This window comes from Paenibacillus sp. NPDC056579 (assembly GCF_042793215.1).
Classification (GTDB): domain Bacteria; phylum Bacillota; class Bacilli; order Paenibacillales; family NBRC-103111; genus Paenibacillus_S.
Genome location: NZ_JBHTVD010000003.1, coordinates 888,558 through 915,061 on the forward strand (window position 1 = coordinate 888,558; position 26,504 = coordinate 915,061).

Genomic DNA, 26,504 nt, shown 5'->3' on the forward strand with positions numbered 1-26,504 from the left:
GGGATGCTCAACGAGAAGACCAATATACATAAATTGATAGGGACCGCAGCGAGATATTTTAATTTCTTGAAAATGTTAGCAAAAAGGAGAACAGCACTAGAGGCTGTTCTCCTTTCGTTCAATTAAAACACTTTTGCTTTACCACGTCACGATCCCTTTCGAGCCTACGCCCGGATTGTTAAGCAGTTCCATAACCGGAACGGAGTACGCAACGAGAATAAGTACAATCAGAACCCCGACCCATACTCCCCAACGCTCGAAAATGGCCGGTGTATGCTCCGCCGTATCACGAACTTCGGCAATCGGATATTCCGTGTAGCCTTTCGGAGCGCGGAGCAGCATAATCACGTTCATAATGATCATCAGCACGCCAATGAACAATATCGTTCCGCCGATTGCCATCACGACATGATACGGCATCCACAAAATGGCGTCCGGGTGATCCTGATACGTCGTATATGCGGTACGCCGCGGAGAACCGAACAAGCCTACGGTGTGCATCGCGCCGGACATGAAGAACATGCCGACCAGCCACACTATCGTTTGGGCGATACCTAGCTTATGCATTAGCGGAGTCAGCACACGGCCGGTCAGCGCCGGGATCAGCCAGTACGTGATGCCGAAGAATGTCAGCGCAACGCTTGTCGCTACGGTCAAATGAAAGTGCCCCGTCACCCACAACGTATTGTGAACGACCATATTCATTTGGTGACTCGCGTTGATCAGCCCGCCGGCGCCGGCAGGTATGAAGATGAGCATACCCATGAACGGTGCGAAGAAGCGCACGTCGGACCATGGAAGCTTTTTCAGCCAGCCGAACAGCCCCTTGGCTCCCACCGAGCGTCCATGCAGCTCAAAGGTAGCGAACAGCGAGAATGCCGTCATTAACGACGGGATAACAACCATGAACGTCAACACGACTTGAACGTATTTCCAAACCGAGGAAATGCCCGGCTCCATCAGCTGATGGTGGAAGCCGACCGGAATCGAGAACAGCAGCAGCATGACAAAGGCCAAGCGTGCCAAGGCGTCGCTGAACATTTTGCCGCCGATAATTTTCGGAATGATCACATACCAGCAAATATAAGCAGGCAGCAGCCAGAAATAAACGAGCGGATGACCGAAATACCAGAACAGCGTACGGCTTAACGTTACGTTGACCGTTTCCACCCAGCCGAACGACCATGGAATCAGCATGAACAGCACTTCGATGGCAACGCCAAGCGTCGCGATCAGCCACATCAGCATCGTGACGACGGACATAAAGGCGAACAAGGGAGACAGCTTGCCGTTGTGCGTTTTTTTCCAGTACCGGTACTGGGTAAAAATACCGAAGCCGCTCATCCAGCTTCCGACAACAACGAGCACAAGCGCGACATAAAACCACGGTGATGCTTTCATCGGAGCGTAGAACGTGTACAGGACGGTCGCTTTGTTAAGCAAAATGAGGATCGTGGCGATAATCGTCCCCGTCGTCATCAAGCCGTAACCGAGCCACCCGAGCTTGCGTGAGATCGGCAGCAGATGGCCTCCCATCGTTTTGGCAACGCCGGAATATAGAAACCCGATGATGAAATACGTTGTAAAAATAAGCGCCATCAGCACGCCGTGCGCCGTCAGCAGCTGATAGTACCCGATCTCGTAAGGCAGCGTAATCGCACCGCCGCGCACGAGCCCCTGCAGGACTCCGGCAACCCCTCCCAGCAGCAGAGCGAAGAATGCGAATAAAATATGGGCAAGCACCAGCGACGAATCGCCGCGTTGAAACGTTTGCGCTTCCTGGTTCATCATGACAGCACTCCTTTTGCGCGAAGCTTTCGCGTCTTCATGTGACTTTTTTCACAATATAATTGAGTTGTAGCCTTGAAATTTGTAATCAGCCCTGTTTAGCTGACAATAATCCTTGTCTGCATCACTTCGTGTGCCGTACCGCAATATTCGTTGCACAGCACCAAATATTCTCCCGCCTTCGTGAACTTGTATGTCAAGTGGTTCACTTCACCGGGTACAACCATCATGTTCACGTTCGTTCCCGGAATTTGAAACCCATGGACGACATCTTTGCTTGTAATATGAAAATGTACCGTAGCTCCCGCCGGAATCTCCATCTTCTCTGGACCGTATCCGAAAGCAAAAGCAAGCATGTACGCGTCGTACTCATTCTCCCCGATTTTCTTCAAGCCCAGCTCATTAAACGGCGCGGTCTGCTCCACTGTCTCCGGATCGACTACTTGACGATGCTGGCCGTGGGCATGATCCCCCGGTGTTTGGGCTCCAAGCGCGAAGGCGCCGACTCCAAGAACGATCAGAAATACGATTAGCATGGATACCCCGAAGGTCATCCAGATTTTTTCCAGCTTGTGCATATGCATTGACTTCATCCCCTTCAATCGATAAGTATTAGGTGTTAGCCGCGAGCCACGAACAACCATAAAACGCCGACCCATGTTACGATCAGAAACGCCGCAAGCAGCATAACCGATGCGAATGTGCCCTTCAAAGACGGCTCCGTGCTCTTCGAATCCCTTTGTTCCATCGTGCTTCCTCCCCCTTCGGGCGTTGAATTCTATGAGTTCATTGTAGGTTGACGGCCCGTTGTCAACTATGACCAAAGTCACAACGATTATTAATGAATCGTGAACGTTTTATGGACGTGTGGTACAAAAAAACAAGCCCCCGCACAGTAGATACCGTTCTACCGTGCAAGAGCCTGCTGTATGGAAGTTATCTGCGTTACTCCCCGGACGCTTTCGCTGTCTGGGTTTGTAGTGCTGCCAGCCGTTTAATATCTTTGAAGCCGACGAATTGCTTGCTCTGCTCGTTCCAAATCCGGAACTGCAGCGATTTTAAGCTCGTCAGCAGTGTTATGGTCTTGACATCTCTCAAAAAGGAATTCGAGTTATGAACGGTTTCCAAATAATAATTAGGTACCCTGGGACTCAAATGATGAATATGATGAAAGCCGATATTACCAGTAATCCAGTGAAGCACCCTCGGCAGCTTGTAAAACGAGCTTCCCTGCAAAGCCGCCTTGACGTAGTCCCACTCCTCTTCTTGCTCGTAGTACGTATCCTCAAATTGGTGCTGGACGTAGAACAGCCAAATGCCGGCTATCCCCGAAATGAAGAAGATTGGCCCCTGTACCAGAAGAAACGCTTGCCAGCCAATGATCCAACAGAGCAGAGCGATGATTCCAGCGATACCGAGATTAGTAATATAGGTGTTCATCCGTTCCTTGAACCCGGCGTTCTTGCGGTTGAACCGGTAGTCGATCAAAAAAATATAAATTGGTCCCAGTCCGAACATAAAAATCGGATTGCGGTACAGCCTGTATATGAGCCGTTTCAGCCAGGAAGCAGACACGTATTCATCGACCGTAAGCGTCCAAATATCTCCTGTTCCCCGCTTGTCCAAGTTGCCGCTTGTCGCATGGTGCACCGAATGGCTGTGACGCCATTGATTGTACGGGCAGCAGGTCATAATGCCGGTTAACGTCCCGACGATTTCATTTGCGGTTTTATTTCTAAAGAACGATTTGTGGCAGCAATCATGAAAAATAATAAAAATGCGAACCAGAAACCCTCCCGCCGGAATGGCTAATGCCAGGGTCAGCCAATACGATACTGATAAACTCATATAGGCGAAATACCAAAGCAGGAAAAACGGCCCAACCGTGTTAATAATTTGCCAAACGCTGTGCTTGATGTCAGGTCTCTCATAAGGAGCGATGTCCTTACGCCAGCCGTCTTGTTCCCGATGATGCATTTTTATAAATCTTCCTCTCCATGGTTGCATGTAATAGTTTCGTGCCAACCATGATAATACGCATAAATCGACAAAAGGTTTCACTTGCAAACAAAAATATTTCGCATTGCGAAATATTTAGTCAGTTCGCGGTCCGATTTCGCCATACAGCCCACGCACTGAAGCCGTAAACCGCTGCGCTAGCGTAAAATAACGCGTTGATCGTAAGCCAATCAATCAAGTAGCCTCCGAGCAGAACAGCAAAGCCCGAGGCGATGGAAGTCCAAAAATGATAAGAGCCTATCGTTTGCCCTCTGGCTCCTCTTTCGGTGGTGTCGGCAAGCAGCAATCTCTCGCTTGTTTTTTGCATCGCATTGAAGGCTCCCATCGCCAGCTGAACGATAAGCACCTGTGTATAAGACGATATCCATGGGAATAGCAGCATGGCGAGCATCATCCCTACAGAGCTGCTGAACAGGATGAGATGCGCCTGCTTGTCGAGCCGCCCTGCTAACCACTGAGAGGCAGCAGCCGAGCTGATCGTAAATATGGCAAAAGCCAGACCGTATTTCGAATAGCTGTTGCCGAGATTTTTCAAAAAAAGCAAATAATAAGGATAAATCATGCCCGCAGCTAACGTGACTAGACTTTGCGAACGGATAAGCCAGCGGCTGTCCCCCATCGTACGGATTCCCCCCTGTAAAGCTGTTCCCGGCGAACCTGCCGGGCCTCAGCCAGCTCAATGATATTGCTCGTAAAAATAGTTCATGAACAGCCCGTTCGGATCGTACTCCAACTTCTTGGCCCAAAATTCCTTGTACCGCGGATACGACGCGTGAAACTGCTCCATGCTCGGATATGCCGCATAAGGTAAATAATACGTCCCTCCATGCTGCAGAACTTGATCCAAAATGGCCTGAACGCCCTGTTTCGCCTTCTGCTGGCCCTGATCTGACAGTGGCGTCTGAAACAGGCAAACGAGCGCGAACATATCTTCCTTGGCGTAAGACAATACCGCTTCCTGATCTCGATTGACGTATCGGACCGTGATATTAAGAAGATTCATGTCCTCCTTGCGGAGCACGGTCTTCATGCTGTCGACAAACCCGGCGAACCGGTCTACCGGAATAAAATATTCCTGCAAAAGATCGTTGTACCCCGCCTCGCGGTATTCCATAAAAGCAGATTCGGAGCGCATCGCATTATTGCGGCTGATGAGCTTTTGCTGCTGCCCGGAAAAATAATAGCGCTGCAGCTCCCAGAACACGTTTTTTCCCCAATCGGACGAGCGGTTCAAGTGAAACATGAGCTTCGTTGGAATGACCCACGGCTCTCGTGTAACAAGCTTGCTGTACCGGGACAGCTCGGCTTCCTTGTCAACGGTATAATTGATCGCGTACATTTCGTCTAGAAAATGATCCGGTGCAATCGAGATACGGGCAATATGCATATGGACGTCCGGATTCGCTTTGACGCTGCTCGCAAAATAACGGCTGTATTCGTCCACCTTCACCGCGTCGGTCGTCACCTTGTAGACTTCATCCTCCGTCAGCGTTAAGGTCACGTCCAAAATCAGCCCGAACAGCCCGTAGCCTCCGAGCGCAAGCGGGAATAGATCCGCATTCTCCGTACGGCTCACCTGAATGACCTGCCCATCGGCCTTCAGCAGCCGAAACGACTCCACGCTCTTGATCAAGGAGCCATTGCGGATGTCTCTGCCGTGCGCGTTAATGCTGATAGAGCCGCCGACGGTAAAAATATTTTGCGATTGCATCGTCTTGACCGCAAGCCCGTACGGATTGACCGCATCCTGCACGTCCTCCCATGTGGCGCCTGCCTGGACGCGAATTTTCCTGGCTTGCGTGTCGACGGACAGCACCTTGTTGTAATGCGTCATATCCACTACGATGCCATCCTTATAGTATGTATGGCCGCCCTGGCTGTGGCGCTGACCGGCTATGGAGATAGAGCGGCCCGATGCTGCCGCCTCGCGGACGATCCGGATCAGCTGCTCCTCCTCCCGGCCTTCGATGATCCGTTCTACTTTGACCGGATGCAGGCGGCTGTAGTCGGTGATCATATAAGGGTCCTGATCGGGCGTATCATTGCGTATGTAATTGAACAAACAAAGCGCCGCCAGCAGGCTTAGCGCTATCCCGCGTTTTATCCGCACCTCCGGCTTTCACCTCTCCGATCTTTTTTCCGTTTTCTTACATATAAAAGTTCCACTTTACCATACCATAACCCCTGTTATTCGTCACTCCTAGCGGGTGCGGCGAGGCGTTCGGCACGGAGACATGCAGGCTAGCATGGTGATGGCCGGCGGGTGCAGAGCCAACATGGGCCGAGACACGCGGAGCCCATAGCAGGAGGAGGCGCGGCATGGTGAGCGAGGGCAAAGCTACGTGGATGCGGGGGCACATTGAGCTGAGGCGGGCGCGGGTACGGCGACACTTGCGGCGTGCTGGCGCGGTACGGTGAGCGGATACAGACGTAGCGCTACACGCACGGGAGATGGCCACGGCGGTATCCAGTTATGCTAGGCCGGCCCTATATCATCTGCTATAATAAGAAACATACTTTTGCGAATCAGGGAGATTAATTGTATGGCTAACCGCAAGCTCATAACGGAGCAGGATTTCCAAGAAGCGATGGACCGGCAGGTCCACGTACGCGTGTTTCAAGACGACCAAATCGTCGATTCAGGAGTCGTTATTATCCGGTTTACGGATACATTCATCGTAACCCAATCTGGAGTCAGCGATGTTACCTACCATGACAGAAAAGGCTGCGAGTTTTTTGAAATGAGAAGAAGATAGCTGCGGCACGGTCAAAAAGTAGTAGTGAGTAACATGCGTTGAGTATCATGGGTTAGTAACTAGCAATACGGCTAGCAGAGTTAGAATGGTAGTGAACAACAATTGATGTGTTGAAGGCACATGTAGTTGGTAATGAGCAACAATCGGCATATAGTAGCAAAGGTAACTGTTAATGAGAACAATCGGGTGTTCCAGACAAAGTAACTGGTAATGATCAATAGTTCACGTTAGCAGGTAAGGTGAGCGATTATAGTAACAGCTTGCCAAGCCCCGGCTGTTCGCAACAGGATATCGGACACTGGTTCCGCTATTTGGCAAAATTCACCCTACAAATGAGGGTGATCGGACTGAGAAGCCCTTATTTGCTCCAAAATGACCCATTTTCGCACGATTCTAGCCGAATAACGGAACCTATGTCCGCAGCCCTCCCGTTTTCCCCGGTTTCGAGAGAAATAACGGATCTACGGTCCGATCGCTTGCGCCAACAATCATAAAACCCATAAGTTACTCCATCGCCCGCCTCAAACCACCGAATCTCCGCTCCTACGCGCAAAATGGAATTCAGATCGCTAGCACGCGCTCACACTACCAACAAATTGCCTCTTCCCAGCCCAACTCTCGTAGCTTTTCCGATACCGCCCCACCCCTAACATAAAACAACCTCCAATCCGCTTGAGCCAAGCGGAATTGGAGGTTGTTCATTACAAATGACCGGTACGCCCGCCATCAGGCGCAGCAGCATAGCTTTACCTTCCTAAGGGTCACACCTTCAGACCCACACGAAGCCATCAATTACAGCTTGATGCCCGTATTCGCCTTCACCAATATTTCCTCGTACTTCGCCGAATCGGAGGGCCGCGATAACCAGCAGCCGACCATAGCCCCTATGAACCCGAGAGGGATCGAGACGATACCCGGATTCGCATACGGGAACCAGGCCTGCCCTACGAGAATCGCCTTGCCGGCTTCCGGGCTCCACACACTGGGACTTAACGCAACCAGAATGAGCGCGCTCAGAAGACCGGTGAGCATTCCTGTGACGGCGCCGGCCGTGTTGAATCGCTTCCAGAATATCGTGAACAAAATAACCGGCAAATTGGCGCTTGCCGCTATCGCGAACGCCACGGACACGAGGAACGCCACGTTCAGCTTTTGCGCGAACAAGGACAGCACGATCGACACGATTGCAACCCCTACCGAAGCCCAGCGCGCGACGCTCATTTGCTCCTTTTCCGAGGCGCTGCCTTTGCGCAGAATATGGGTGTAGAAGTCGTGCGCGAACGCCGAAGCGGCGGACAGCACGAGCCCTGTCACTACCGCAAGGATGGTGGCGAAGGCTACCGCCGAAATGAAGGCGAAGAAGAAATCGCCGCCGAGCGCCTTGGCCAGCAGAGGAGCCGCCATATTGCCCCCTTTATCAGCAGCCACAATGTTGTCATACCCGACGAATGCCGCCGCGCCGAAGCCGAGGAAGATCGTCATAATATAGAAGATCCCGATCAGCCAAGTCGCATGAACAACGGAGCTTCTGGCGGTCGGAGCGTCTTTTACGGTGAAAAACCGGATCAAAATATGCGGCAGTCCCGCCGTGCCCAGCACCAGAGCCAGATTCAACGACAGCGTATCCAGCGGAACCTTGTATTTATTGCCCGGGTTGAGGAAGCTCTCCTTGAGCGGCGTGGCCGCCTTCATCTGCTCGAACATATCGGTAATGCTGAAATTAAACTTGGCGAAGACGATGATCGAAACAATGAATGTTCCCGCCATTAAAAGCATCGCCTTAATAATTTGCACCCAGGACGTTGCCCGCATCCCGCCGAACACTACGTAGACGGTCATCAAGGCACCTACAATAAGCACGGAGGTCGTATAATCCAGCCCAAGCAGCAGCTTGATCAACGATCCTGCCCCCACCAGCTGCGCTATCATATAAAAGATGGAGATCGTGATCGTGTTCAGCGCCGCGACACCGCGCACTTTTTTATCGTCGAAACGGGCTGCGATCATATCGGCCATAGTATATTTGCCCAAGTTGCGAAGCGGCTCCGCCACGAGATACAGGACGACCAAATAAGCGACCAGAAAGCCGATGCTGTAAAAAAATCCGTCGAAGCCCGACAGCGCAATCGTCCCGGCAATCCCCAAAAATGACGCTGCCGACATATAGTCGCCTGCAATAGCGAGCCCGTTCTGCCAGCCTGTCAGCCCGCCGCCCGCCGTATAAAACTCGCTTGTCGAGTTCGTTTTTTTCGCTGCAAAATACGTAATGATCAAGGTGAGCGCCACGATGCCAAGGAACAAAATGAATGCGGTCGTATTCATCTTAGAATCCACCTCCAAATGTGAGCAAGCAAGTTAGGGTGCGCGAAGTCAAAATAAATGGTATTTAATTACATTGCATTTTCTCGGATCGACTCGATCATTTTGTCATATTGGGCTGATTTTCTCGAATACACAATGCACAGCACCCAGGTCATAATGAACTGCGAAAAAGCGAAGATCCATGCCCAGGATACGGGACCGAAGGCCGGACGGTTCAAAACCGTCGAATAGGAGGTCAAAAGCGGCAGCGTGAAGTAATACGCGAAAAAGAATAGCGATACCGGCAGCAAAAATCGCTTTTTTCGGCTCATCAGAGCCTTGAATTTAGGGGAATTCGCAATTTCATGGTAGCTCTTCGCTTTGGCTTTCATAAGCTCTCCTTCCGCTTATCGTTAAGATGTTTAGCCTGACTGCTTCAATTGGTAAAATATACAACAGTCAAATGATAGCGTTTACATTTTACAATTGTATTATAACCAACGTTCAATTATTCCGCTACATTTTTTTCTGCAGCAAAAAAACGCCGGGCACTACCGCAGCACCCGACGCCGAAATCTCTATGCTATTTATACGTTGGCCATGTTTCCTGAGTATAGGCCATTTCCCAGAACATATATTCATAATGGCTGCTGATAATAAAATGCTGCTTCATCCGCTGACGGTCCGCCTCCGTCACTTTCTCCGCAATAGCGTCCAGACGGTCGATCTGCTCCTGCACGAGGTCGCGGAACCATTCTCCCCCGTAGGCTTTGATCCACTCTTGATAAATGGGCTCGTCCGGCGCGGAGCCTTGCAGCTTTTCGCCGATCTCGAAGTACAGCCAATAGCATGGTAAAATCGCTGCGATAATATCGCCAAGATGCCCGTTATATGCAGCGCGGTGCATATGCGATGTATAAGCATAGGCGGTAGGAGCCGGCTGGAACGCGGCGCGCTCCTCGGCTGTAATGCCCATTTGCTTGGCGAACGTTTCATGCAGCGACAGCTCCGCATTATAGGTACCTTGCGCATGGACCGTCATCCGGTTGGAGACGTACAGGTCATCCGCTTTGGCGGCGCCTATCGATTGGACACGGGCAAATTGGGACAAGTAATACGCATCATTCAGGACGTAATACCTGAAGCACGCGAGCGGCAGTGTGCCGTCCGCGATGCCTTGCACAAACGGGTGCTGGAAGCTCGCACTCCAGCTGTCTTCTACGGCAAGCCGCAGCTCTTCGGAAAATTTCATGTTATGATCCTCCCACTCCAATGTTTTTGGTTGTTACATAACTTTATATCTTACATCGCCTATAGAAACATAAGGAAAATGCAGGCCTATGTACACCGCAGCGCCGAGAGCGGCAGCGACGTACAGCAGTAAGTACGCATCGAGCATCGAGAAGCCGATGCGGTAATAATACGTCCGCTCGCGCGCCGCCGAGAAGCGCTTTGCCTCCATAGCGACGGCGATCCGCTGCGCCCGCCGGATGCTCTGCGCAAGCAGCGGGATCGCATACAGCCGCAGCGTCTCGTAAACACCGCCGAGTCCGACCCGGCGTTTGACGCCTCGCACCTTCAAAGCCATGCCGAGCGTCTGGAACTCGCCGACCATGATCGGGATCAGCCGCAGCGCCGCCATGAAGCTGTAAGCGAATTTGGGCGGCAGCTTGCATTGCTGCATCAGCGAGTAAAACAAGGCGACAGGCCGTGTCGTCAACGCAAAGGTCAGGCCGGTCAATGCCATGTTGACGGTTTTGAATCCTATATGCAAACCGCGGTAGAAGCTTTCCTCCGTTACGTGCACAAGCCCCCACTTGAGCCAGGTCGTATCCCCTTTGCCGAACATCATCATCGACATGGATGAGGAAACGAACAGCAGCACAAACGGCAGCATGAGCAATAGAAGCCGGCGCAGCGGATGCCCGGAGAAGCACAGCAGCAGCAGCAGCTGCGCCAACGTTACATTGATCATGACGTTAATATTGTCCGTGAACAGCACGACAAAGAACAACGCCAGCGACAGCAGCAGCTTGAAGCAAGGGTTTACCCGGTGAAGCCAGGTTTCGTCATATGCCATCAGGTTGTCCACAGCTCTCACTTCCCTTTCTTACCAATCCTTTGCCATCGTTCATTTCATCATTTCGATTCTATCATCCGTTCGAGCTTCGCCCGGGTCCGCCGCCGTTTTGGCCTCTAAATTCGTGCCCAAGGCTTGCAAATAATCGGCCGGCAGCAGGTCCTGCACAAGCTCTCCCCGCTCCACCACCCACACCCGGGTAGCGAAGCTGTCCACGATATGCAGATCATGCGTTACCATCACAATCGTCGTCCCCTTCTGCCGCCATGCTTCCAGCTTCTCCAGGATGGCGAACGTGTTCGCCGCATCCTGCCCGAACGTAGGCTCATCAAGCAGCACGAGCCGCTGCTCCTTCGCCATCGCCGTCGCCACGCTGAGACGGCGCTTCTGCCCCAGCGACAGCTGATACGGATGCTGCGCTTGCTGTGCCTGCAGGCCGAACTCGGCCAGCAGCTCAAGTGCAAGCCGCTCCGCATCAGCGGCGCGGTCTCGCCGGAATCCGAAGGCAGCCTCGTCAAGAACCGAGTTCGTGACGAATTGCATCTCCGGATTCTGGAACACATAGGCGGCCGCGTCTGCGACGTCCTTGAAGCCTTTGACGCTCCGCCCGGCGAGCTCGTAGCTCCCGCCGCCGGTCGCGATCAGCTGCATCATCGCCTGCAGCAGCGTGCTTTTGCCGGCCCCGTTTTCGCCGACAACGGCGATCCACTCGCCCGCCCCAGCCTGCGCTTCGGTAACATGCAGCTTCGCTTCCCGACCTCGGTAGGCGGACCAATCGCGGATCGCAAGCAGCCCTTTTCCAGGCGAGGCTGGCGCCTCGGGCGTTTCCGCTGCAAGCGGCGTACGCGGCGTACGTCTGCCTCGACTGCTCAAGGCTTTATAAGTTGCGCTTTCCTTGTAATCGTCCCATACGCCGGGATACCAAATCCCGTATTCCTGCAGCTTGGCTTCGTTTTGCTCGAACACCTGCTGCGGCGGTCCGTCAGCTATGATAGCCCCGTCGGCGGAGAACAGCACGACTCGATCCACGAAATCGACGATCTCATCGATCTTATGCTCCACGATGAGCACCGTCTTCTGATCTGCTACAGCCTTTATCGTGTCCCATACTTGCTTCGTCCCTTCCGGGTCGAGCAGCGCCGTCGGCTCGTCGAAGAACAGCACATCCGGCTCCAGCGCCAGTACGGACGCGATGGCGAGCCGCTGCTTCATCCCTTGCGACATCGATTGGATCGGCATGTGCAGATCGGGCAAATGCAGCCCGACCCGCCTCAGCCCATCCTCGATCATAGCCTTCATCCGCTCGCGGGGTACCCCGAGATTTTCCAGCACGAAGGCAATCTCTTCATCGACGAACGGCATGCAAAACTGCGTTTCCGGATCTTGAAATACATAGCCCCAGGAAGAGGGAATCGTAATTTCGTCGAATTTCACGGGAACTTCGATCACATTCGGAATCAATCCGGTCAGCACCTGCAGCAAAGTCGATTTGCCGCAGCCGCTCGGACCGAGCAGCAGCACCTTTTGCCCGGCCGTCACCGAAAAGGATATATCATTGAACAGCAGCGACGGACTTCCGGCAAACTTCAGACGCAAGCCGTCGACAGAGGTGCAGACGGCACTCATTGCTTACGCTCCAGTGCCTGATAATCCGCCGAGCTGGCCGGTCTGACGAGCGAGGTTACGCCGGTAACCTCCAACGCTTTGACAAGCCAGTACGCGCACAAACCGGTGAAGAAGATGCCGCTAATGATCCGGAAGATGAGATACAAGGTCAAATTCCATGTTTGCAAATCGATCAAGTAGCCTTTGAATGCATCAAAGACAAGGGAAGCCACAGCCGCTCCGATCCCCGCCAGGCAAGCGACAGCTGCCGAAAAGCTGCGGTAGCGGAATAGAGCGAAGGCAAGCTCTGCCAGCAGTCCTTGCGCAATCCCGTAAGTCAGCGCCTCAACGCCGTACTGCGAGCCCGCTATCAGCTCGCCGGATGCTGCGGCTATTTCCGCCAATAAAGCTACACCCGGCTTACGAATTATAAGAGCGGCAACGGTTGCAGCCATAAACCACACTCCGTACATCAGCTGCTCCAGCTGAAAGCCTGCCAGCTTCACTACATTGGACACATCTCCCCACAGACGATAAATGATCGCGAATACGATGGCGATGACAATGGTAACCAAAATATCGGTCAGCTTTAATCCTTTGGACATGTTCAACCACTCCTTCAATTATAGATTGCTATGTTCGGGGTCATTACTCCGACCGACTGATCCGCCAATTAAGCGAAGCGTAACAGAGCAGCTGTATTCCCGTTCCTGCCGGGGGCCCTCCGGCGGGTTCAAAGAAATGGGTTGCGCATCGTTGCCTATACAACAAAAAAACCACTTCCATAACTGGAAGTGGTTGCATGTACAGTCTTAACACACGCTAGAAACGCTCTCCACTTCCCTACGCTGGTACGATCCAGATCAGGTTCAGAGGGTCTAGGATCTATCGATCCAGTCTCAGCCTTGCGGCTCCCCTAGTGACAATAATCATATTAACATGATTGAAACAAATGTCAACGGTTCATTCAAATATATTTCTGGATGAACCGCATCATTTCTTCTTCGTGAAACGGCAGCCCCTCATGGCCGTAATCGTGGTACAGCTTCAATTCTTTTTCGCAGGACAAATGATTGTAGGCGGCAAAGCAAGTTGACGGAGGACAGATCGTATCCTGCAGTGTAATGGCCATCAAAGTACGAGCCCGAACGCGCGATGCCATATTCATCCCGTCAAAGTAGCTGAGCGTCCGGTACACCTGCTCCTCGCGCGAGTGATCCGGATCGAACCGTCGGAACCAGTTTTTGATCTCCACATAAGGTCCACCGTTATGCATTTCCACCGAACGGCGAAAATGGCACAAGTACGGATAATACGGCATGGCCAGCTTAGGCCTGGAATCCAATCCCGCTGCGGCCAGCGCAAGTCCTCCGCCTTGACTTCCGCCGTATACGGCAATGCGGCTCGTATCGATTTCTTCCCGAGAACATACGAAGTCCAACGCCCGGAGGCAATCGATATAGACGTTGCGATAATAGTATGTATTCGGATCGAGAATGCCGAGCGTCATCCAACCGCTAACGCTGCCTTGAGGGTAAGCAGCCAAGTCCGGCGTTAAGCCTCCCTGGCCTCTCGCGTCGATGGCGAAAGCCGCCATCCCCATCGCGGCCCACTGGAGCAATTCATGCGGCTTTCCGCGATTTCCGTTATATCCGTGATATTTGACGATGACAGGCAATGTGCCTTTCGCCGCCTCAGCAGCGGGCACAACATACCATCCATGTACCGGCGTTCCATCTGTTCCTTCATATACTACATCGTAGACTCGGACGCTTTTGACCGGATAATCCTCTACCCAAGTAAGCTTGGCGTTCAAAGGAACCGACTGGGAATGCGCTTTCATCCGCTCCCAAAATGCGTCAAAATCAGCTTCAGCCGTCAATTCAGGTTGATAGGCTTGCAGCTGTGATAAGGGCCAATCGACATTAGGCATAACCTGTTCTCCTCTTTTCGTTAGGCAATATTGGATGATGTTCGCAGTTTCACCTTCTTTTTCATTGTAGCAAGGATACGCATGTACGCAATCGTTTTTTTGCCGCTGCAGCTGGTGGCATGGCCTGCTTTTTTTCTTGCGTTAAAACAGGTTATATGTCAAGATAATCGGTATACCCAGACTATTGAAGAAACAGGTGAATGTGAAGTCATGATGAAACCCTTTTTCCGCTTGCTGACGGAGCTTTCGTCCCGCAAGTCGATTTCCCGCTTGACCGGAGCTTTTGCAAAATCACGAGCAAGCCGCGGCTTCATCCCGCGTTTTGCCAAACTATATGGCATTCCCGTCGAAGACGCCGAGAAGCAGCTTAGCGAATACGCGTCTTTGAACGATTTTTTCACGAGACGGTTAAAAAGCGGCCTGCGCCCCATCGATCAGGCGGAGCAAACTGTGGTCAGCCCCGTCGATGCCGCGATTACAGGCATTGGCCCGATCAGCGAAGGGCTGATCGTTAATGTCAAGGGACAAGATTATACGGTCGAAGAGCTGCTGAACTTCTCTCCGCGCACCGTCAATTACAAGAACGGGTTCTATATGGTTCTTTACTTGAGCCCGACGGACTACCATCGCATTCACACCCCAATCGACGGAACGATTATCGAGAAAGAGCATGTTCCGGGCAAGGTGTATCCCGTCAATGAGTTTGGGCTTCGCCAAATGCGCCGGGTGCTGAGCCGTAATGAGCGGTTGATCACCTATATGCAGCATGAGGGAGGAGAAGTAGCCGTCGTCAAGGTCGGCGCGATGAACGTCAGCAGCATTCAATACGTATCCCCGCTTCCGGATCGCGTGAAGCGAGGAGATGAGCTAGCGTACTTTGAGTTCGGATCGACAGTCGTCCTGCTTATGGAGAGCGATACATTCGACGTCCGGAGCGACTTGAAGGTCGGCAGCAAAGTGAAAATGGGAGAGGCTCTAGGACGAATTCATCCGTCCTAAAGCTTTGATTCCGGCCATGCAGCGTAAAAGCTGCGTGGCTTTTCCGTGTGTTTACAACAATTACAACAACGTAGCAGCAGAGGAGAACTTAACGTCATGCAAGCAGCACAGACCGGCACCGCGGCAGCGCAGCCAAGAATGCAGCAAGCGCCGCAGCCCGATACGAAACCAACCGTTTTGCGCATTTTGTTAGCTATCAGTATCGTTCATTTGTTTAACGATTCCATTCAATCCATTATTCCTGCCATTTTACCGATTTTGAAAGATACGATGAACCTGAACTATATGCAGGCAGGCATTATCGTATTTGCCCTCAACATGACTGCATCCATCATGCAGCCCGTAGTCGGTCTCTATTCGGACCGCAAGCCTTCCCCCTACATGCTCCCGCTCGGTATGGGTATGACTTGTTTAGGGGTATTCGGTCTGGCCTTTTCGCCTAACTATTGGCTCATTTTGCTCTCGGTTATGCTGGTCGGACTCGGTTCCGCCGTCTTTCATCCGGAAGGCTCCCGCGTCGCCTATATGGCCGGCGGCTCGCGCCGGGGTCTGGCCCAGTCGATCTTCCAGGTCGGCGGCAACGCCGGACAATCGCTTGCTTCCATCATGACGGCACTCATCTTCGTGCCGCTCGGCCAGCGCGGAGCGATCTGGTTTACGCTGGTAGCCGGACTGGCCATTGTCGTGCAAATATACATTGCCAAATGGTACGGCGGCTACCTGGCTGCGCACCCGCGCCCGGTCAAATCGTCGGCCGTACGCAAGGTCAGTCCCGCCCGGAAGAAGCAGATCACCTTCGCGGTCGTTCTACTCGTGTTCCTGGTCTTCGCAAGATCGTGGTACCATTCGGGCGTATCCATCTATTACCCGTTCTACTTGATGGACAAGTTCCATGTTTCGCTGGAGCATGCGCAAATTTACATTTTTCTGTTCGCCGCAGCCGGAGCGTTAGGAACGTTCATCGGAGGACCGCTGGCCGACCGGTTCGGCCGGCGCAACATGATTTTCTTTTCCATGCTGGGCTCGGCTCCGCTCGCCATCGTCTTGCCTTACGCCAACGAGCTCTGGGCCTATGTCATCCTGCTTATTAACGGCTTCATCATTTTGTCGAGCTTCTCCGTGACGGTTGTGTATGCACAGGAGCTCATTCCCGGCAAAGTAGGTACCGTGTCCGGACTCATCACCGGCATGGCTTTCGGTCTCGGTGCGCTGGGAGCCGTCGCCCTGGGCAGCCTGATCGACAAGTTCCATTTGCCTGTCGTCATACAAATGGTCAGCTTTCTGCCTCTGCTCGGCCTGCTGACGTTCTTCCTACCGTCGGACCGCAAGCTGAAGGAATGGGCGCAGGACGCCGACGCATCTTAATCTTCGTTGAACGGCTTGAATGCATTTTAGCCCGCTTCGGAGCACGTACGTTATCCGTCAGTAAAAAAGCCCTTGAACCGCCTACGGTCCACAAACCGTGCGGTACAAGGGCTTTTTGGTTTTAGGCTTTGCCTGTTATGACCTTCCAGGCGAATTTCGGCAGCACGAGCTGTCTGCGCCATCTCGAAGGATTCGACAGCAGCCGGTACAGCCATTCCACATGCAGCTTCTGCCACACCACAGGAGCTCGCTTCACTTTCCCTGCGATCACATCGAGGCTGCCTCCGACACCGAAGGTTATCTTCGCATTCAGTACCGTCCGGTACTTATTAATCCATTTCTCCGAGTAAGGGGCCCCCATCGCCACGATCAGAAAATCCGGCTTCGCCGAGCCGATCTCGCGTACGATCCGGTCCTCGTCTTTTTTATCGAAAAAGCCGTTCTGCCTCCCTGCAATACGCACGCCCGGATAGCGGGCCATGATCGTTTCCACCGATTTGCGGCTCGTCTCTTCGTCCGCTCCAAGGAAATAGAACGAATATCCTTTGCGGCTGCCGATCTCGAGCATGCCCGTCAAAATATCAAACCCCGTCACGCGTTCACGCAGCGGCGTGCCTTTCCATTTGGCAGCCATGACAATGCCGATTCCGTCAGGCGTAACGAGCCCTGCGGCATCCATAATCTGCTTGAGCTGAGCATCTTGTCTGGAGGTCATGACGATCTCTGGGTTCGCCGTAATTAGATGAAACAGCTCGCCCTCGCCTTCCTTGCGGTCCGCCTGTGCGGTGAGATGCTCCAATGTTTCGGTTAAGTTCAGTGTAGAAAAAGAGACTCCCATCACATCGATCGATTGCTGCATTGCTTCCCCTTCCTTTGCCGGGCCTGCGGTTTCCTTGCCTTTGCCGCACTAGGCCAAGCCCTTGTTCTTTCCCCTATTGTACCTTCAATTGCCTGCCTGTTGCAAAAAAAATTGTCTGATGCCGCCGCATCATTCGATTGTCAGCGCCGCTTCCTTCATCCTCGCAATCCCGTACGCCATATCGGGCTCCGATAAATGCGGAAAATGAAATATGACCCCGTATCGCCGCCTGCCGCCAGCATCATCGACTTCCGTATCGGACCATCGAATGCCGGCGGCAAGGCACCGCTCGCGGTAACGAATGTATTGCTCCTCTGTGCCCTTCCACCATCCGAAAAGATGAAGCCCCGCATCGCTCTCCACCCAATCGAACAGCCCGGATAGCGATTCTCCAAGGAGCTGCTGCAGACATTCGAACTTGCGGCCGTACACCCGTTTCATACGCCGCAAATGCTTCTCATACTGCCCGCTGGCCATAAATGCAGCCAATGTACGCTGCTCCAGCAGACCGGTAGGGAGCAGCTCGTACAATGCCTTGGCTTTGACGAACGCGCTTGTCAAAGCTTGTGGTACCACTGCGTAGCCGATTCTTACGCTGGGAAGCAGTGTCTTGCTGAAAGAGCCGATGTGGATCACTCTTTCATGGCGGTCCAACACCTTCAGCGGCTCCAACGGCTTGCCGCGATGGCGGAATTCACTGTCGTAATCGTCCTCTACGATGATGGCTCCCTTCTCATAGGCCCAGCCGAGCAGCTGTTGTCTTCGTTCCATGCTCAGCACGGAGCCTGTAGGAAACTGTCTGCCTGGGGTGACGAAGAGCAGCCTTGCGTCCCAATCGTCCGGTATCATTCCAAACTCGTCCACATCGGCGAGGATGCACGTTCCTCCGACGGATTGCACCGCCCGCTGAATACCAAGAAAGCCCGGATTCTCAACAATCACATGCTCCCCTTTGTTAACGAGCAGCTGCACCGCGAAAGCGATAGCCTGCATGGAGCCGCTGACCACGATGATTTGACCGGCATCGACCGCTATCCCTCTTGCTCTGCGCAAATATTGCGCTATGCCCTCGCGAAGCGCTTCGTCGCCTTGGGCTTGAACCAAGCTGCCGTATGCGCGGCCTTCCGCCATGCTGAGCTTTCTCGCTTGTGCGTACAGACACCGGTTCCACTCCTCCTGCGGAAACCATGCCAAATCCGGCGCGAACATATGGAAATCGATACGCCGCATACCCTCATCCGAATGTGCAGGTATGCCCGCCGCACGAGGATAAGAATGGCTTTCCACCCGCTGTCCCCATTCCGAGAGTGTATAGGCCGCCTCAAGCGGGTCCTCCCGCTTCATCTCCTTCGTCCTGTACGAAATGAAGGTTCCGCGTCCGATCTCGCTTACGACGTAGCCTTCGGCGGCCAGCATTTCGTATACCTGATTGACCGTGCCTCTCGATACCCCATACAATCCGGCCAGCTCCCGGCTGGAAGGCAGCTTGGTCCGGTAAGGCAGCACGGCGTCTACAATTGAATCGCGGATGGAATGGTACAAGGAGAGAAGCTTGGTCGGGTATTTGTCCCGGTAGCCTTCATAAGGAATGTGAAAATGCATCGAATCGCCTCCGTCTACATCAATGGTCCATTAAAAATAATGTAAATTGGAGCTTTTCGCTTGTCAATGTTTGCGGTACTTTAGTTTGCATAATTGGTGATTTAGAAGGGAGACAACCGATGAGAAGAAATGAATTTGAAGTGATGGATAGCGAAGAAACAGCACAATTTTTGCATGAGATGAGCTATGGGTTTCTAGGGACGGTCGGAGAAGGCGGCTGGCCGGAGATCACACCTCTTAACTTCGTGTACACCGGGGGAAGCCTTTATTTTCACGGCAGCAAAGTCGGACAAAAAATGACCAACCTGAAATCCGATACGAGAGTCACGTTTGCCGTAGCCAAGGAATATGCGATTATTCCTTCTTATTTTCTCGATCCGAAGCTGGCTTGTCCGGCAACGGCCTACTTCAAGTCGGTCATGATCAAGGGCCGGGCGGAAATCGTAACCGAGCCCGGGGAAAAGGCGACGGCGCTTGCCGCATTTATGAAGAAGCTGCAGCCTGAAGGCGGCTACGAGCCGATAGATGCTGAAGACAAGGATTACGCTGCGCAGCTGAAAGCAACCTCTATCGTGCGGATCCGGATCGAAGAGATGACAGCGAAGTACAAGTTCGGACAAAACTTGAAGGAACCGAAGTTTACCCGAATCACCGAAGGGCTTCAACATAGGGGAGCCGAGCTGGATGAAGAGACGATTGCACTGATGAAAGCCTATTGTCCGCATCACCGCGGGCAGGAGAACAGTTAGCCGACGGAACGACGGACAGCAGGCATGCCGGCATAACGCCGGCCTCTGCTTCGCTGTACTAGGAATCCAGCGCTACCTTCCAATGCTCCCTGCAAAAGGCTTCCACGACGGCCACCTCGTCGTCTTCCATGTCAAACTCCAGGTATTGCTCTGTACCCCGCTCGTGAATCTCGTATTTCACAATGCGTTCGTCCTCATCCTGCACACCGTAAATGACGCGGACATACAGTCCATTCTCCGAATAAAGCTCGTCGTCCTCCGGAACCTCGATGTCGAGCACGAATTCAACCCGCTTGCCGGGAATAATGCCGAACGGATCTTTAATTAATTCTACACTGTAGTCGGTAATCGTTATCACGTTTATTCATACATCCTTTCCAACTGCCTGACTAGAACCTATTATACATGGATTTTCAGAAAATCAATAACTACCTGACTTCCAGTTGATAGATGTTTATATTACTACCCCCTATACGTCATCATCCCAGTTCTCTTTAGCGTCAATTAGTCTATCAACTAAGAATTCATGAAAGCTTTCTGCTCGTTTCCCACCGAATCCAGCCACTCTATCCCATGATATAATCGGACATTCACCATCCAACAAATTATTAGTATCAAGACAATAATAAAACTCATCACAGTTTTCAATGACAATGTATTCATGTGGTAGTCCAAGATTATTACGAAGCCTTTCTGTATTTATTACTACAGAAGGATTATTAGATTTCCCACAACCTAGTATATCCACACCGAACATCCCACCCGAACCATAGTTTCCCAGAAACCATTTATAGCTTCGTGGAAACTCAACATTTAATTTACATTCGATTTTTTCAATGTCGTTATCCGAAATCCCACCAGTAAAATCATTACCATCAGTGTGCTCTTGTATAAGCGTTATCAGTTTGTTAAGATCCAACCTCTTCAACTCCTGCCTAACAAATTTTGTGTATTCTTTTCTTGCAGTTTCTTTCCTGGTAATTTTAACATTGATCCAGTATATATTGGAAAGACACTTCAATATAATAAAAAAACCTGCTCATCGCTGAACAGGTTCATTGATATCATATTTTGGAGAAGGGATTTGGAGTCAAAACGTTATTCGGCAGGCTCTGAACTTTCCTCTGCTTCGGACGATGCGTCGGCTTCTTCATCCTCACCGTCATCCTCCGCTACTTCCTCATCTTCATCGGCATCCTCTGCATCTTCAGCATCGTCATCGCCGGCTTCTTCACCGGCATCATCATCAGCTTCTTCTTCCACTTCTTCATCATCCACTTCATCGACAGCAGCTTCGGATTCTTCTTCTGAAGCGCTTACAATTACTTCTTCAACCTCGGCCTCAACCAACACTTCATCCTTTTGAAATTCTTCTCCCATAGCAATCCCTCCAATTTGCACTTAGTTTCCCTAAGTGTGATACATGTATATGATACGGGAGAATGTTTTAGTATTCGAACTGCTCTTCTTCCACAATATTTTGCAAATCATTCGCCGTAATGCTTAAGATGCGGTAATCGTGCTGCTTCGCCAGGTGCAGCGCCTGTTCCTTGATGAATTTCGGCGAGCCTTCCTTTTCTTCATCGTACAAAACGATGATTCCGTCGGAATTGCGGAGCAAAAATTTATTTTTCTCCTTAAACTGCCACGGTCCGTCGTATTTGGTTTTGGTTACGCTGTTCACGTAATTCGCGCGCTGCAATATGCTGCTGTACACGCTTCGCTTCTCTTCGCTCCAGTTCTCATCCTGCTCCAGGAACGGCGTAATGACAGCCAGCTGAACCGTATCGTACTCTTCCTGCAGCTCCAGCACGGCTTCGGCCGCCCACAGCTCCACTCCCCATTGGCCGCTGACGATAACCCACTCCAGCCCCTCGTCCAGTAAAGCCACGATTTGTTTCTTAATCGCCTTCTTAATTATCGGGATGCCCGGATGCTTGAGAGAATAAATCCCCAGCTCCGCGGCTTTGTATCCCGTCACTACAACCCGTTTCACCCGTTGTACACTCCCTTATCCGCTGTCTGAACCGATGCGGCTTTCTTTTCCTTCAGTATGAGCCAGACGATACCTGCCGTACAAATGACTGCAATCCATGCGTTGTAAAAAAAGACGTTCCTCATTCCGAAGGCTTCGCTCGCAAACCCGCCGAAAAAGCTGCCGATAATCCGCGCAACCCCAAGACTTAGCAGTCCGTTGAGCGTCTGGCCGCTCGCCTTAAGCTCTTTGGGAACCTCGCGGTTAATATACATGGCCATCGTTACCGTAAGCACGATAAAAATAAGGCCGTGAAGCAATTGCGCCGGCAGCACCCAATACGGATTCTCCGTGAACGAAAAGGCAAACCAGCGAAGCGCCGTAGCTACACCGGAGACCAGCAAAATATGCGTCAAGCGGACCCGCTTCATAATCCGATCGGCGAAGAGCAGGAAAGGAATCTCACTCAGCGAGGAAATGACCATGGACCAGCCGATCAATACGTTGTCCGCCCCGAGCTCGCGGAAATAGATCGGAAAGAACGAGTAATAGTAGCCTAACGTAATTTGCAGCACCAGATTGATGCCCATATAGATCATCAGCTTGCGGTTTTTGAACAAGACCCACACTTGCATTTTTTTGCCGGCCGACTGATATCCGGAAACCTTCGGAAACCGTATTAACAACAACAGTGAGACCAGCATGACCGCGGCATAAACGGGAAATAGTGTACCGATATCATACTTGGCCAAATAACCGAAGCTGATCGACATGATCGCGAATCCGATCGTCCCTCCAAGCCGGATCGACCCGAACGACCAGCTCTTCTGCTTGTCGAGCTCCTCCAGCGTAATCGCGTCACTTATTGCGAAGGTCGATGTCTGGAAAAAGGTGAACAGACACACCATGACGAGCAAGTAATAAAATGCGTCGGACAACGGAAATAACATGACCATGAGTCCGCTTCCCGCAAGCAGCACGGCAAGGACGGAGTTTTTCGTCTTGGCACGGTCCCCTATGGCTCCCCATAACGGCTGGGCCAAAACGGCGACAAGCGGTCCCAGGCTGAGCAGCGTCCCGATTTGTGCCGGCGTCGCCCCCACGGATTGAAAGTATACCGGGATGTAAGTCCCGTATACCGCATTTCCCATATACACAACCATATAGAACAGCAGAAAATAGATCATTGCGGCTTCCGCTCTTTTCTTCGTAGAGTAGAGTTGAATAAGTACGACCTTCATTATCTCACCGCCCACATGGTATGACAATAGGAAAGGAACTGCAGAATTCGGCCTCCTTCCCTCCTTGGCAGCATATTGGCTTAGACTTCTCATGCACTTGCTCGAAAGAATTGAGTCTAGCACAGGGTTGTCCTGTGCGATCTATCTGGTACAATAGGGATGATAGCCTGCGGCGACAGCAGTCGGCGGCGGATGAATAAGGAAGCGGGAGATAACCCCTATGGAATTCAGACTGGATCGAATCGAGAACAAAATTGAATTTTTTGAAGCCTATGATCTGAAGACGCTGGAAAGAAACATAGAGGCGCAAATCGATAACAACAAGGCGCTGCTCCTCGATGTGTACCAAATTGAGCACAACGTTGTATTTGACCCTAACAGAGGCAAAATGCTGTACAGCGCCGTCGTGCATTTCAAAGCCAAGTAAGCCTATCGGCCGGCCAAGTTATATGGCTTGCCTGCTTGCAGTTACTAACTTAGAGGAGACTGGAGAGAGCATGAACAATAAAGCGGAACGACTGAAGCAAATGGCGCCGCCCGCGACGCAGAACGGGCAAGAGTATGGCGACCGGCTGCCCCCCGGCCAAGTGCTGACGGAAAGGTTTCCGATCCTTCACGAAGGCGAAGTGCCGGAGTACGATTTGTCCGTCTGGGACTTCAAGCTGTTTGGCGAGGTGGAACAAGCAAGGAGCTTCACCTTCGACGAATTCATGAAGCTGCCCCGAACCAAAGTCGTGTGCGACATCCACTGCGTAACCCGCTGGAGCAAGTTTGATACCGAGTGGGAAGGCGTCCTGTTCAAAGATTTGCTCAAGCTGCTGGATGTAAAGCCAACGGCTAACTATGTCATGGTCCACGCGGACAACGATTACGAGACGAATGTTCCGCTTGAAGACCTGATGCGGGATGATGTGCTGCTCGCCACTCATTACAACGGTGAGCCACTGACTAAGAAGCATGGGTTCCCAATGCGTTTGATCGTACCGCATTTGTATTTTTGGAAAAGCGCCAAATGGATTCGCGGCTTCGAGTTTATGAAGGAGGACCGTCCGGGCTTTTGGGAGCAAAACGGATTCCACTTGTACGGTGACGCTAACAAAGAGCAACGGTTTTCAGGCGAGCCCTTGGACATTCCGGAAGACGAATGGGTACATAAAGATTTCGATTAACCGATGAATGGAAAAGCCTCCAGGATCGTTTGAATTTCGCTCTCATTTGCGGACTATGTCCAGCGTAGGAGGAGCAGCTCATTCGGATCTGTGGAGGCTTTTGACGTTTATCCTATCGTTTTCTCAAAATGATATTCCATCTCGCCGGCCATCGCCGCCGGAGTGTCCCCGGTCAGGTGGAAATTGTGCGAATGAATAAGCTCAAATGGCCCGAAATCGGTTTGCTTATAAAATTCGTAGCACGGAAAGCCGTCGTGAGAGCCTTTGGCATGAATCTTCCCGTCCGCCTGCACCTTCACATGCAGTATATAATCCGGAGCCGGCGCATCCCTTCTCATCGGGTTGCTCACGCTGGATTTCATTGTGAAGAATACCGCATCCTCGCTCCATTGTTCATTATCCACAATGATTCCTTTCGTTGATGCCCTTTCTTGACGATAGCTCACAGTCCCGTCCGATCCGGTTATTTTCAGAATCGTCTCTCCCGTACAAGCAAACGGAACGAGTTTTCTTTTGACAAAATCGATCGTCACCTCCTGCTCTACGCGAGAACGACCCGTATTGACGGCATGTGGCGTAAATCCTCGAATATCTCCTGCAAATTCCAGACAATTACCGTTCGTCGGGTCGTAGATGGGCTGCAGCCAGTGCAGCTCGCCGATAAACACACATGCCCTCAATTTTACAATAGTCACCATTACCTTAACCTCCCAGATTTACAAATAGTTTCAATACGAGACTATCTTATCATGGAAAAATAAGGTTTGGCCGTTTCTACCTTACTTTGATAGAGAAGCAGCGACGGTGCAAAAACAGCAAAGAGGCTGATTTGCCTGCATTGTGCAGATAAATCAGCCTCACTCTTTTATTGCTAATCCATGATAACGATATCGCGATTAGCGAAGATCTTTAGGATCTACTTTGTCCATATCGTGGAACACTTGGTTCTCACCGGCCATAGCCCAGATGAACGTGTAGTTGTTCGTACCTACGCCGGAATGAATCGACCAGCTTGGGGAAATAACCGCTTGCTCGTTGCGAACGACAAGGTGACGAGTTTCGCTAGGCTCACCCATGAAGTGGAACACCAGACCATCTTCCGGCATATCAAAGTAGAAGTACACTTCGGAACGACGGTTGTGCGTATGGCAAGGCATTGTGTTCCACATGTTGCCCGGCTTCAACAAAGTCATACCCATAACCAGCTGACAGCTTTGTACGCCGTTCAAGTGGATGTATCTGTGAATCACGCGCTCGTTGGAGGAATTGATCGAGCCCAGGTGCTCGGTTTCCGCATCTTCCAGACCTACTTTTACAGTAGGATATTGCTTGTGAGCCGGAGTGGAATTGAAGTAGAAGCGAGCCGGATTGGATGCGTCGGCGCTTTTGAAAGTAACGTCTTTATTGCCAAGCCCGATATACAGGCAGTCTCTTGTGTTCAGTTCATACTCAGTGCCGTCAACGGTTACGGAACCTTTCGGTCCAACGTTGATGATCCCGATCTCACGGCGCTCCAGGAAGAAGTCTGCGCCCATCTCATGCTTGTCCGCTTCGAGTTTAACCGGCTCGGAAGTTGGAATAACGCCGCCAGTAATAAAACGGTCAACGTGGCTGTATACCATGGTCAATTTGCCAGGGACAAACAGGCCTTCGATCAAGTACTCGTTTCTCAGTCTGTCCGTATCATAAGATTTCGTTTCAGTAGGATTTGTCGCATAGCGAATTTCCACAATAATTGCCTCCTCAAAAATAATTAGCTCTGTACGGTAGGAATTCCGCCATAAAACGTTTCAATTCGCCAAAAAAGCGAATGGCGTTCTTTCCGCACCCCTATATATGGTAACATAAATTGCTTTGCATCGCTACCGCTATAAAGGATCTTCAAACTTTGTCAACATTTGGACCGGAAGCGCACTGTCCGGCTTGCAGTCTGAAAAGACGAATTACTTGGTTTCTTTCGACAAGAATAGTTCGGGTTTTATCCAGAAAGAGACCGTGACTCCCTCGGTCTTAAATGGTATAATATAGCCTAATGTTACGCAATTATCTATGTGAAGTTAGAT

The 26,504-nt window shown here is 51.6% G+C and carries 28 protein-coding genes and 1 riboswitch; of the genes, 6 read left to right on the forward strand and 22 right to left on the reverse strand.

The annotated features are described in order from the left end of the window. Window positions 1–138: 138 nt before the first annotated feature. The 6 genes from ACFQ88_RS16575 to ACFQ88_RS16600 form a co-directional block, all read right to left on the reverse strand. Window positions 139–1,788, reverse strand: a complete 1,650-nt coding sequence (locus tag ACFQ88_RS16575) for a b(o/a)3-type cytochrome-c oxidase subunit 1 (protein WP_379454917.1) — start codon at window positions 1,786–1,788, stop codon at window positions 139–141. A gap of 98 nt (window positions 1,789–1,886) precedes the next feature. Continuing rightward, complete coding sequence (locus tag ACFQ88_RS16580) at window positions 1,887–2,372, reverse strand: cytochrome c oxidase subunit II (RefSeq protein ID WP_379454833.1); 486 nt, start codon at window positions 2,370–2,372, stop codon at window positions 1,887–1,889. A 35-nt stretch (window positions 2,373–2,407) separates the two neighbouring features. Next, window positions 2,408–2,536 carry a cytochrome c oxidase subunit 2A gene (locus ACFQ88_RS16585; protein ID WP_239627940.1) on the reverse strand — a complete coding sequence of 43 codons (129 nt, stop codon included), beginning with the start codon at window positions 2,534–2,536 and terminating at the stop codon, window positions 2,408–2,410. 197 nt (window positions 2,537–2,733) lie between these two features. Further along, entirely contained in the window at window positions 2,734–3,765 is a 1,032-nt protein-coding gene (desA, locus tag ACFQ88_RS16590) for a Delta(5) desaturase DesA (protein WP_239627943.1), read from the reverse strand. A gap of 121 nt (window positions 3,766–3,886) precedes the next feature. Next, entirely contained in the window at window positions 3,887–4,426 is a 540-nt protein-coding gene (locus ACFQ88_RS16595; RefSeq protein ID WP_379454834.1) for an MFS transporter, read from the reverse strand. Window positions 4,427–4,483: 57 nt separating this feature from the next. After that, complete coding sequence (locus ACFQ88_RS16600; protein WP_379454918.1) at window positions 4,484–5,911, reverse strand: FAD-binding protein; 1,428 nt, start codon at window positions 5,909–5,911, stop codon at window positions 4,484–4,486. Window positions 5,912–6,350: 439 nt separating this feature from the next. Here ACFQ88_RS16600 and ACFQ88_RS16605 point away from each other — a divergent pair, with 439 nt between their 5' ends. Then, window positions 6,351–6,563 (forward strand): hypothetical protein, encoded by a 213-nt coding sequence (locus ACFQ88_RS16605; protein ID WP_379454835.1) that lies wholly within the window; start codon window positions 6,351–6,353, stop codon window positions 6,561–6,563. 792 nt (window positions 6,564–7,355) lie between these two features. On the opposite strand, the gene ACFQ88_RS16610 is transcribed toward ACFQ88_RS16605, so the two are convergent. The 7 genes from ACFQ88_RS16610 to ACFQ88_RS16640 all read right to left on the reverse strand — a co-directional run bounded on the left by ACFQ88_RS16610 (window position 7,356) and on the right by ACFQ88_RS16640 (window position 14,482). Further along, window positions 7,356–8,885, reverse strand: coding sequence for a solute symporter family protein (locus tag ACFQ88_RS16610; protein WP_379454836.1), 1,530 nt, complete (start codon window positions 8,883–8,885; stop codon window positions 7,356–7,358). A gap of 68 nt (window positions 8,886–8,953) precedes the next feature. Further along, a complete protein-coding gene (locus ACFQ88_RS16615) occupies window positions 8,954–9,256 on the reverse strand; it encodes a DUF485 domain-containing protein (RefSeq protein WP_379454837.1) in 303 nt (100 codons plus the stop codon). A 191-nt stretch (window positions 9,257–9,447) separates the two neighbouring features. After that, window positions 9,448–10,116: a thiaminase II gene (gene tenA, locus ACFQ88_RS16620; protein ID WP_239627958.1), complete on the reverse strand. Its 669-nt coding sequence runs from the start codon at window positions 10,114–10,116 to the stop codon at window positions 9,448–9,450. 33 nt (window positions 10,117–10,149) lie between these two features. After that, the gene (locus tag ACFQ88_RS16625) at window positions 10,150–10,944 is read right to left on the reverse strand and encodes an energy-coupling factor transporter transmembrane component T family protein (RefSeq protein ID WP_379454919.1); all 795 of its coding nucleotides are present in this window, start codon (window positions 10,942–10,944) and stop codon (window positions 10,150–10,152) included. A gap of 51 nt (window positions 10,945–10,995) precedes the next feature. Continuing rightward, on the reverse strand, window positions 10,996–12,570 hold the full coding sequence (locus tag ACFQ88_RS16630) for an ABC transporter ATP-binding protein (protein WP_379454838.1): 1,575 nt from the start codon (window positions 12,568–12,570) through the stop codon (window positions 10,996–10,998). Further along, window positions 12,567–13,154: an ECF transporter S component gene (locus ACFQ88_RS16635; RefSeq protein ID WP_239627963.1), complete on the reverse strand. Its 588-nt coding sequence runs from the start codon at window positions 13,152–13,154 to the stop codon at window positions 12,567–12,569. The genes ACFQ88_RS16630 and ACFQ88_RS16635 overlap by 4 nt, the downstream gene beginning before the upstream one ends. A gap of 218 nt (window positions 13,155–13,372) precedes the next feature. Beyond that, window positions 13,373–13,477: riboswitch (TPP riboswitch) on the reverse strand. A 39-nt stretch (window positions 13,478–13,516) separates the two neighbouring features. Then, window positions 13,517–14,482, reverse strand: coding sequence for an acetylxylan esterase (locus ACFQ88_RS16640; RefSeq protein ID WP_379454839.1), 966 nt, complete (start codon window positions 14,480–14,482; stop codon window positions 13,517–13,519). A gap of 210 nt (window positions 14,483–14,692) precedes the next feature. Between ACFQ88_RS16640 and asd the strand changes: the two genes are divergently transcribed. Beyond that, window positions 14,693–15,481: an archaetidylserine decarboxylase gene (gene asd / locus ACFQ88_RS16645; protein WP_239627968.1), complete on the forward strand. Its 789-nt coding sequence runs from the start codon at window positions 14,693–14,695 to the stop codon at window positions 15,479–15,481. 96 nt (window positions 15,482–15,577) lie between these two features. Continuing rightward, entirely contained in the window at window positions 15,578–16,846 is a 1,269-nt protein-coding gene (locus ACFQ88_RS16650; RefSeq protein ID WP_379454840.1) for an MFS transporter, read from the forward strand. Window positions 16,847–16,967: 121 nt separating this feature from the next. Here ACFQ88_RS16650 and ACFQ88_RS16655 read toward each other — a convergent pair whose 3' ends face one another. Further along, window positions 16,968–17,705 (reverse strand): WecB/TagA/CpsF family glycosyltransferase, encoded by a 738-nt coding sequence (locus tag ACFQ88_RS16655; RefSeq protein WP_239627970.1) that lies wholly within the window; start codon window positions 17,703–17,705, stop codon window positions 16,968–16,970. A 129-nt stretch (window positions 17,706–17,834) separates the two neighbouring features. After that, window positions 17,835–19,307 (reverse strand): MocR-like pyridoxine biosynthesis transcription factor PdxR, encoded by a 1,473-nt coding sequence (pdxR, locus tag ACFQ88_RS16660; RefSeq protein ID WP_379454841.1) that lies wholly within the window; start codon window positions 19,305–19,307, stop codon window positions 17,835–17,837. Window positions 19,308–19,426: 119 nt separating this feature from the next. On the opposite strand from pdxR, the gene ACFQ88_RS16665 reads away from it, so the two are divergent. Beyond that, window positions 19,427–20,056 (forward strand): pyridoxamine 5'-phosphate oxidase family protein, encoded by a 630-nt coding sequence (locus ACFQ88_RS16665; protein ID WP_379454842.1) that lies wholly within the window; start codon window positions 19,427–19,429, stop codon window positions 20,054–20,056. A gap of 58 nt (window positions 20,057–20,114) precedes the next feature. Here the strand turns inward: ACFQ88_RS16665 and ACFQ88_RS16670 are convergent, their stop codons facing one another. The 5 genes from ACFQ88_RS16670 to ACFQ88_RS16690 form a co-directional block, all read right to left on the reverse strand. Then, window positions 20,115–20,414, reverse strand: a complete 300-nt coding sequence (locus tag ACFQ88_RS16670) for a DUF6509 family protein (RefSeq protein WP_379454843.1) — start codon at window positions 20,412–20,414, stop codon at window positions 20,115–20,117. 111 nt (window positions 20,415–20,525) lie between these two features. After that, a complete protein-coding gene (locus tag ACFQ88_RS16675) occupies window positions 20,526–20,975 on the reverse strand; it encodes an SMI1/KNR4 family protein (protein WP_379454844.1) in 450 nt (149 codons plus the stop codon). Window positions 20,976–21,154: 179 nt separating this feature from the next. Then, the gene (locus ACFQ88_RS16680) at window positions 21,155–21,436 is read right to left on the reverse strand and encodes a hypothetical protein (protein WP_379454845.1); all 282 of its coding nucleotides are present in this window, start codon (window positions 21,434–21,436) and stop codon (window positions 21,155–21,157) included. Between the two features lie 67 nt (window positions 21,437–21,503). Next, entirely contained in the window at window positions 21,504–22,052 is a 549-nt protein-coding gene (locus ACFQ88_RS16685; RefSeq protein ID WP_239627989.1) for an SLOG family protein, read from the reverse strand. Continuing rightward, window positions 22,049–23,272 (reverse strand): MFS transporter, encoded by a 1,224-nt coding sequence (locus ACFQ88_RS16690; protein ID WP_379454846.1) that lies wholly within the window; start codon window positions 23,270–23,272, stop codon window positions 22,049–22,051. The genes ACFQ88_RS16685 and ACFQ88_RS16690 overlap by 4 nt, the downstream gene beginning before the upstream one ends. Window positions 23,273–23,492: 220 nt before the next feature. Here ACFQ88_RS16690 and ACFQ88_RS16695 point away from each other — a divergent pair, with 220 nt between their 5' ends. Together ACFQ88_RS16695 and ACFQ88_RS16700 are read left to right on the forward strand one after the other, a co-directional pair. Further along, entirely contained in the window at window positions 23,493–23,699 is a 207-nt protein-coding gene (locus ACFQ88_RS16695; RefSeq protein ID WP_379454847.1) for a YrzA family protein, read from the forward strand. A 70-nt stretch (window positions 23,700–23,769) separates the two neighbouring features. Further along, window positions 23,770–24,441 carry a sulfite oxidase-like oxidoreductase gene (locus ACFQ88_RS16700; protein ID WP_379454848.1) on the forward strand — a complete coding sequence of 224 codons (672 nt, stop codon included), beginning with the start codon at window positions 23,770–23,772 and terminating at the stop codon, window positions 24,439–24,441. 107 nt (window positions 24,442–24,548) lie between these two features. Here ACFQ88_RS16700 and ACFQ88_RS16705 read toward each other — a convergent pair whose 3' ends face one another. Then, complete coding sequence (locus tag ACFQ88_RS16705; RefSeq protein ID WP_379454849.1) at window positions 24,549–25,139, reverse strand: DUF3238 domain-containing protein; 591 nt, start codon at window positions 25,137–25,139, stop codon at window positions 24,549–24,551. A gap of 198 nt (window positions 25,140–25,337) precedes the next feature. After that, on the reverse strand, window positions 25,338–26,171 hold the full coding sequence (kduI, locus tag ACFQ88_RS16710; protein WP_239628001.1) for a 5-dehydro-4-deoxy-D-glucuronate isomerase: 834 nt from the start codon (window positions 26,169–26,171) through the stop codon (window positions 25,338–25,340). Between the last annotated feature and the right edge of the window lie 333 nt (window positions 26,172–26,504).

Excerpts from the sequence above, each read along its gene's own strand:
- ACFQ88_RS16575 (WP_379454917.1), bottom strand. The coding sequence starts at position 1,788 with ATGAACCAGGAAGCGCAAACGTTTCAACGCGGCGATTCGTCGCTGGTG.
- ACFQ88_RS16580 (WP_379454833.1), bottom strand. The coding sequence starts at position 2,372 with ATGCATATGCACAAGCTGGAAAAAATCTGGATGACCTTCGGGGTATCC.
- ACFQ88_RS16585 (WP_239627940.1), bottom strand. The coding sequence starts at position 2,536 with ATGGAACAAAGGGATTCGAAGAGCACGGAGCCGTCTTTGAAGGGCACA.
- desA (WP_239627943.1), bottom strand. The coding sequence starts at position 3,765 with ATGCATCATCGGGAACAAGACGGCTGGCGTAAGGACATCGCTCCTTAT.
- ACFQ88_RS16595 (WP_379454834.1), bottom strand. The coding sequence starts at position 4,426 with ATGGGGGACAGCCGCTGGCTTATCCGTTCGCAAAGTCTAGTCACGTTA.
- ACFQ88_RS16605 (WP_379454835.1), top strand. The coding sequence starts at position 6,351 with ATGGCTAACCGCAAGCTCATAACGGAGCAGGATTTCCAAGAAGCGATG.
- ACFQ88_RS16610 (WP_379454836.1), bottom strand. The coding sequence starts at position 8,885 with ATGAATACGACCGCATTCATTTTGTTCCTTGGCATCGTGGCGCTCACC.
- ACFQ88_RS16615 (WP_379454837.1), bottom strand. The coding sequence starts at position 9,256 with ATGAAAGCCAAAGCGAAGAGCTACCATGAAATTGCGAATTCCCCTAAA.
- tenA (WP_239627958.1), bottom strand. The coding sequence starts at position 10,116 with ATGAAATTTTCCGAAGAGCTGCGGCTTGCCGTAGAAGACAGCTGGAGT.
- ACFQ88_RS16625 (WP_379454919.1), bottom strand. The coding sequence starts at position 10,944 with ATGGCATATGACGAAACCTGGCTTCACCGGGTAAACCCTTGCTTCAAG.
- ACFQ88_RS16630 (WP_379454838.1), bottom strand. The coding sequence starts at position 12,570 with ATGAGTGCCGTCTGCACCTCTGTCGACGGCTTGCGTCTGAAGTTTGCC.
- ACFQ88_RS16635 (WP_239627963.1), bottom strand. The coding sequence starts at position 13,154 with ATGTCCAAAGGATTAAAGCTGACCGATATTTTGGTTACCATTGTCATC.
- ACFQ88_RS16640 (WP_379454839.1), bottom strand. The coding sequence starts at position 14,482 with ATGCCTAATGTCGATTGGCCCTTATCACAGCTGCAAGCCTATCAACCT.
- asd (WP_239627968.1), top strand. The coding sequence starts at position 14,693 with ATGATGAAACCCTTTTTCCGCTTGCTGACGGAGCTTTCGTCCCGCAAG.
- ACFQ88_RS16650 (WP_379454840.1), top strand. The coding sequence starts at position 15,578 with ATGCAAGCAGCACAGACCGGCACCGCGGCAGCGCAGCCAAGAATGCAG.
- ACFQ88_RS16655 (WP_239627970.1), bottom strand. The coding sequence starts at position 17,705 with ATGCAGCAATCGATCGATGTGATGGGAGTCTCTTTTTCTACACTGAAC.
- pdxR (WP_379454841.1), bottom strand. The coding sequence starts at position 19,307 with ATGCATTTTCACATTCCTTATGAAGGCTACCGGGACAAATACCCGACC.
- ACFQ88_RS16665 (WP_379454842.1), top strand. The coding sequence starts at position 19,427 with ATGAGAAGAAATGAATTTGAAGTGATGGATAGCGAAGAAACAGCACAA.
- ACFQ88_RS16680 (WP_379454845.1), bottom strand. The coding sequence starts at position 21,436 with ATGGGAGAAGAATTTCAAAAGGATGAAGTGTTGGTTGAGGCCGAGGTT.
- ACFQ88_RS16690 (WP_379454846.1), bottom strand. The coding sequence starts at position 23,272 with ATGAAGGTCGTACTTATTCAACTCTACTCTACGAAGAAAAGAGCGGAA.
- ACFQ88_RS16695 (WP_379454847.1), top strand. The coding sequence starts at position 23,493 with ATGGAATTCAGACTGGATCGAATCGAGAACAAAATTGAATTTTTTGAA.
- ACFQ88_RS16700 (WP_379454848.1), top strand. The coding sequence starts at position 23,770 with ATGAACAATAAAGCGGAACGACTGAAGCAAATGGCGCCGCCCGCGACG.
- ACFQ88_RS16705 (WP_379454849.1), bottom strand. The coding sequence starts at position 25,139 with ATGGTGACTATTGTAAAATTGAGGGCATGTGTGTTTATCGGCGAGCTG.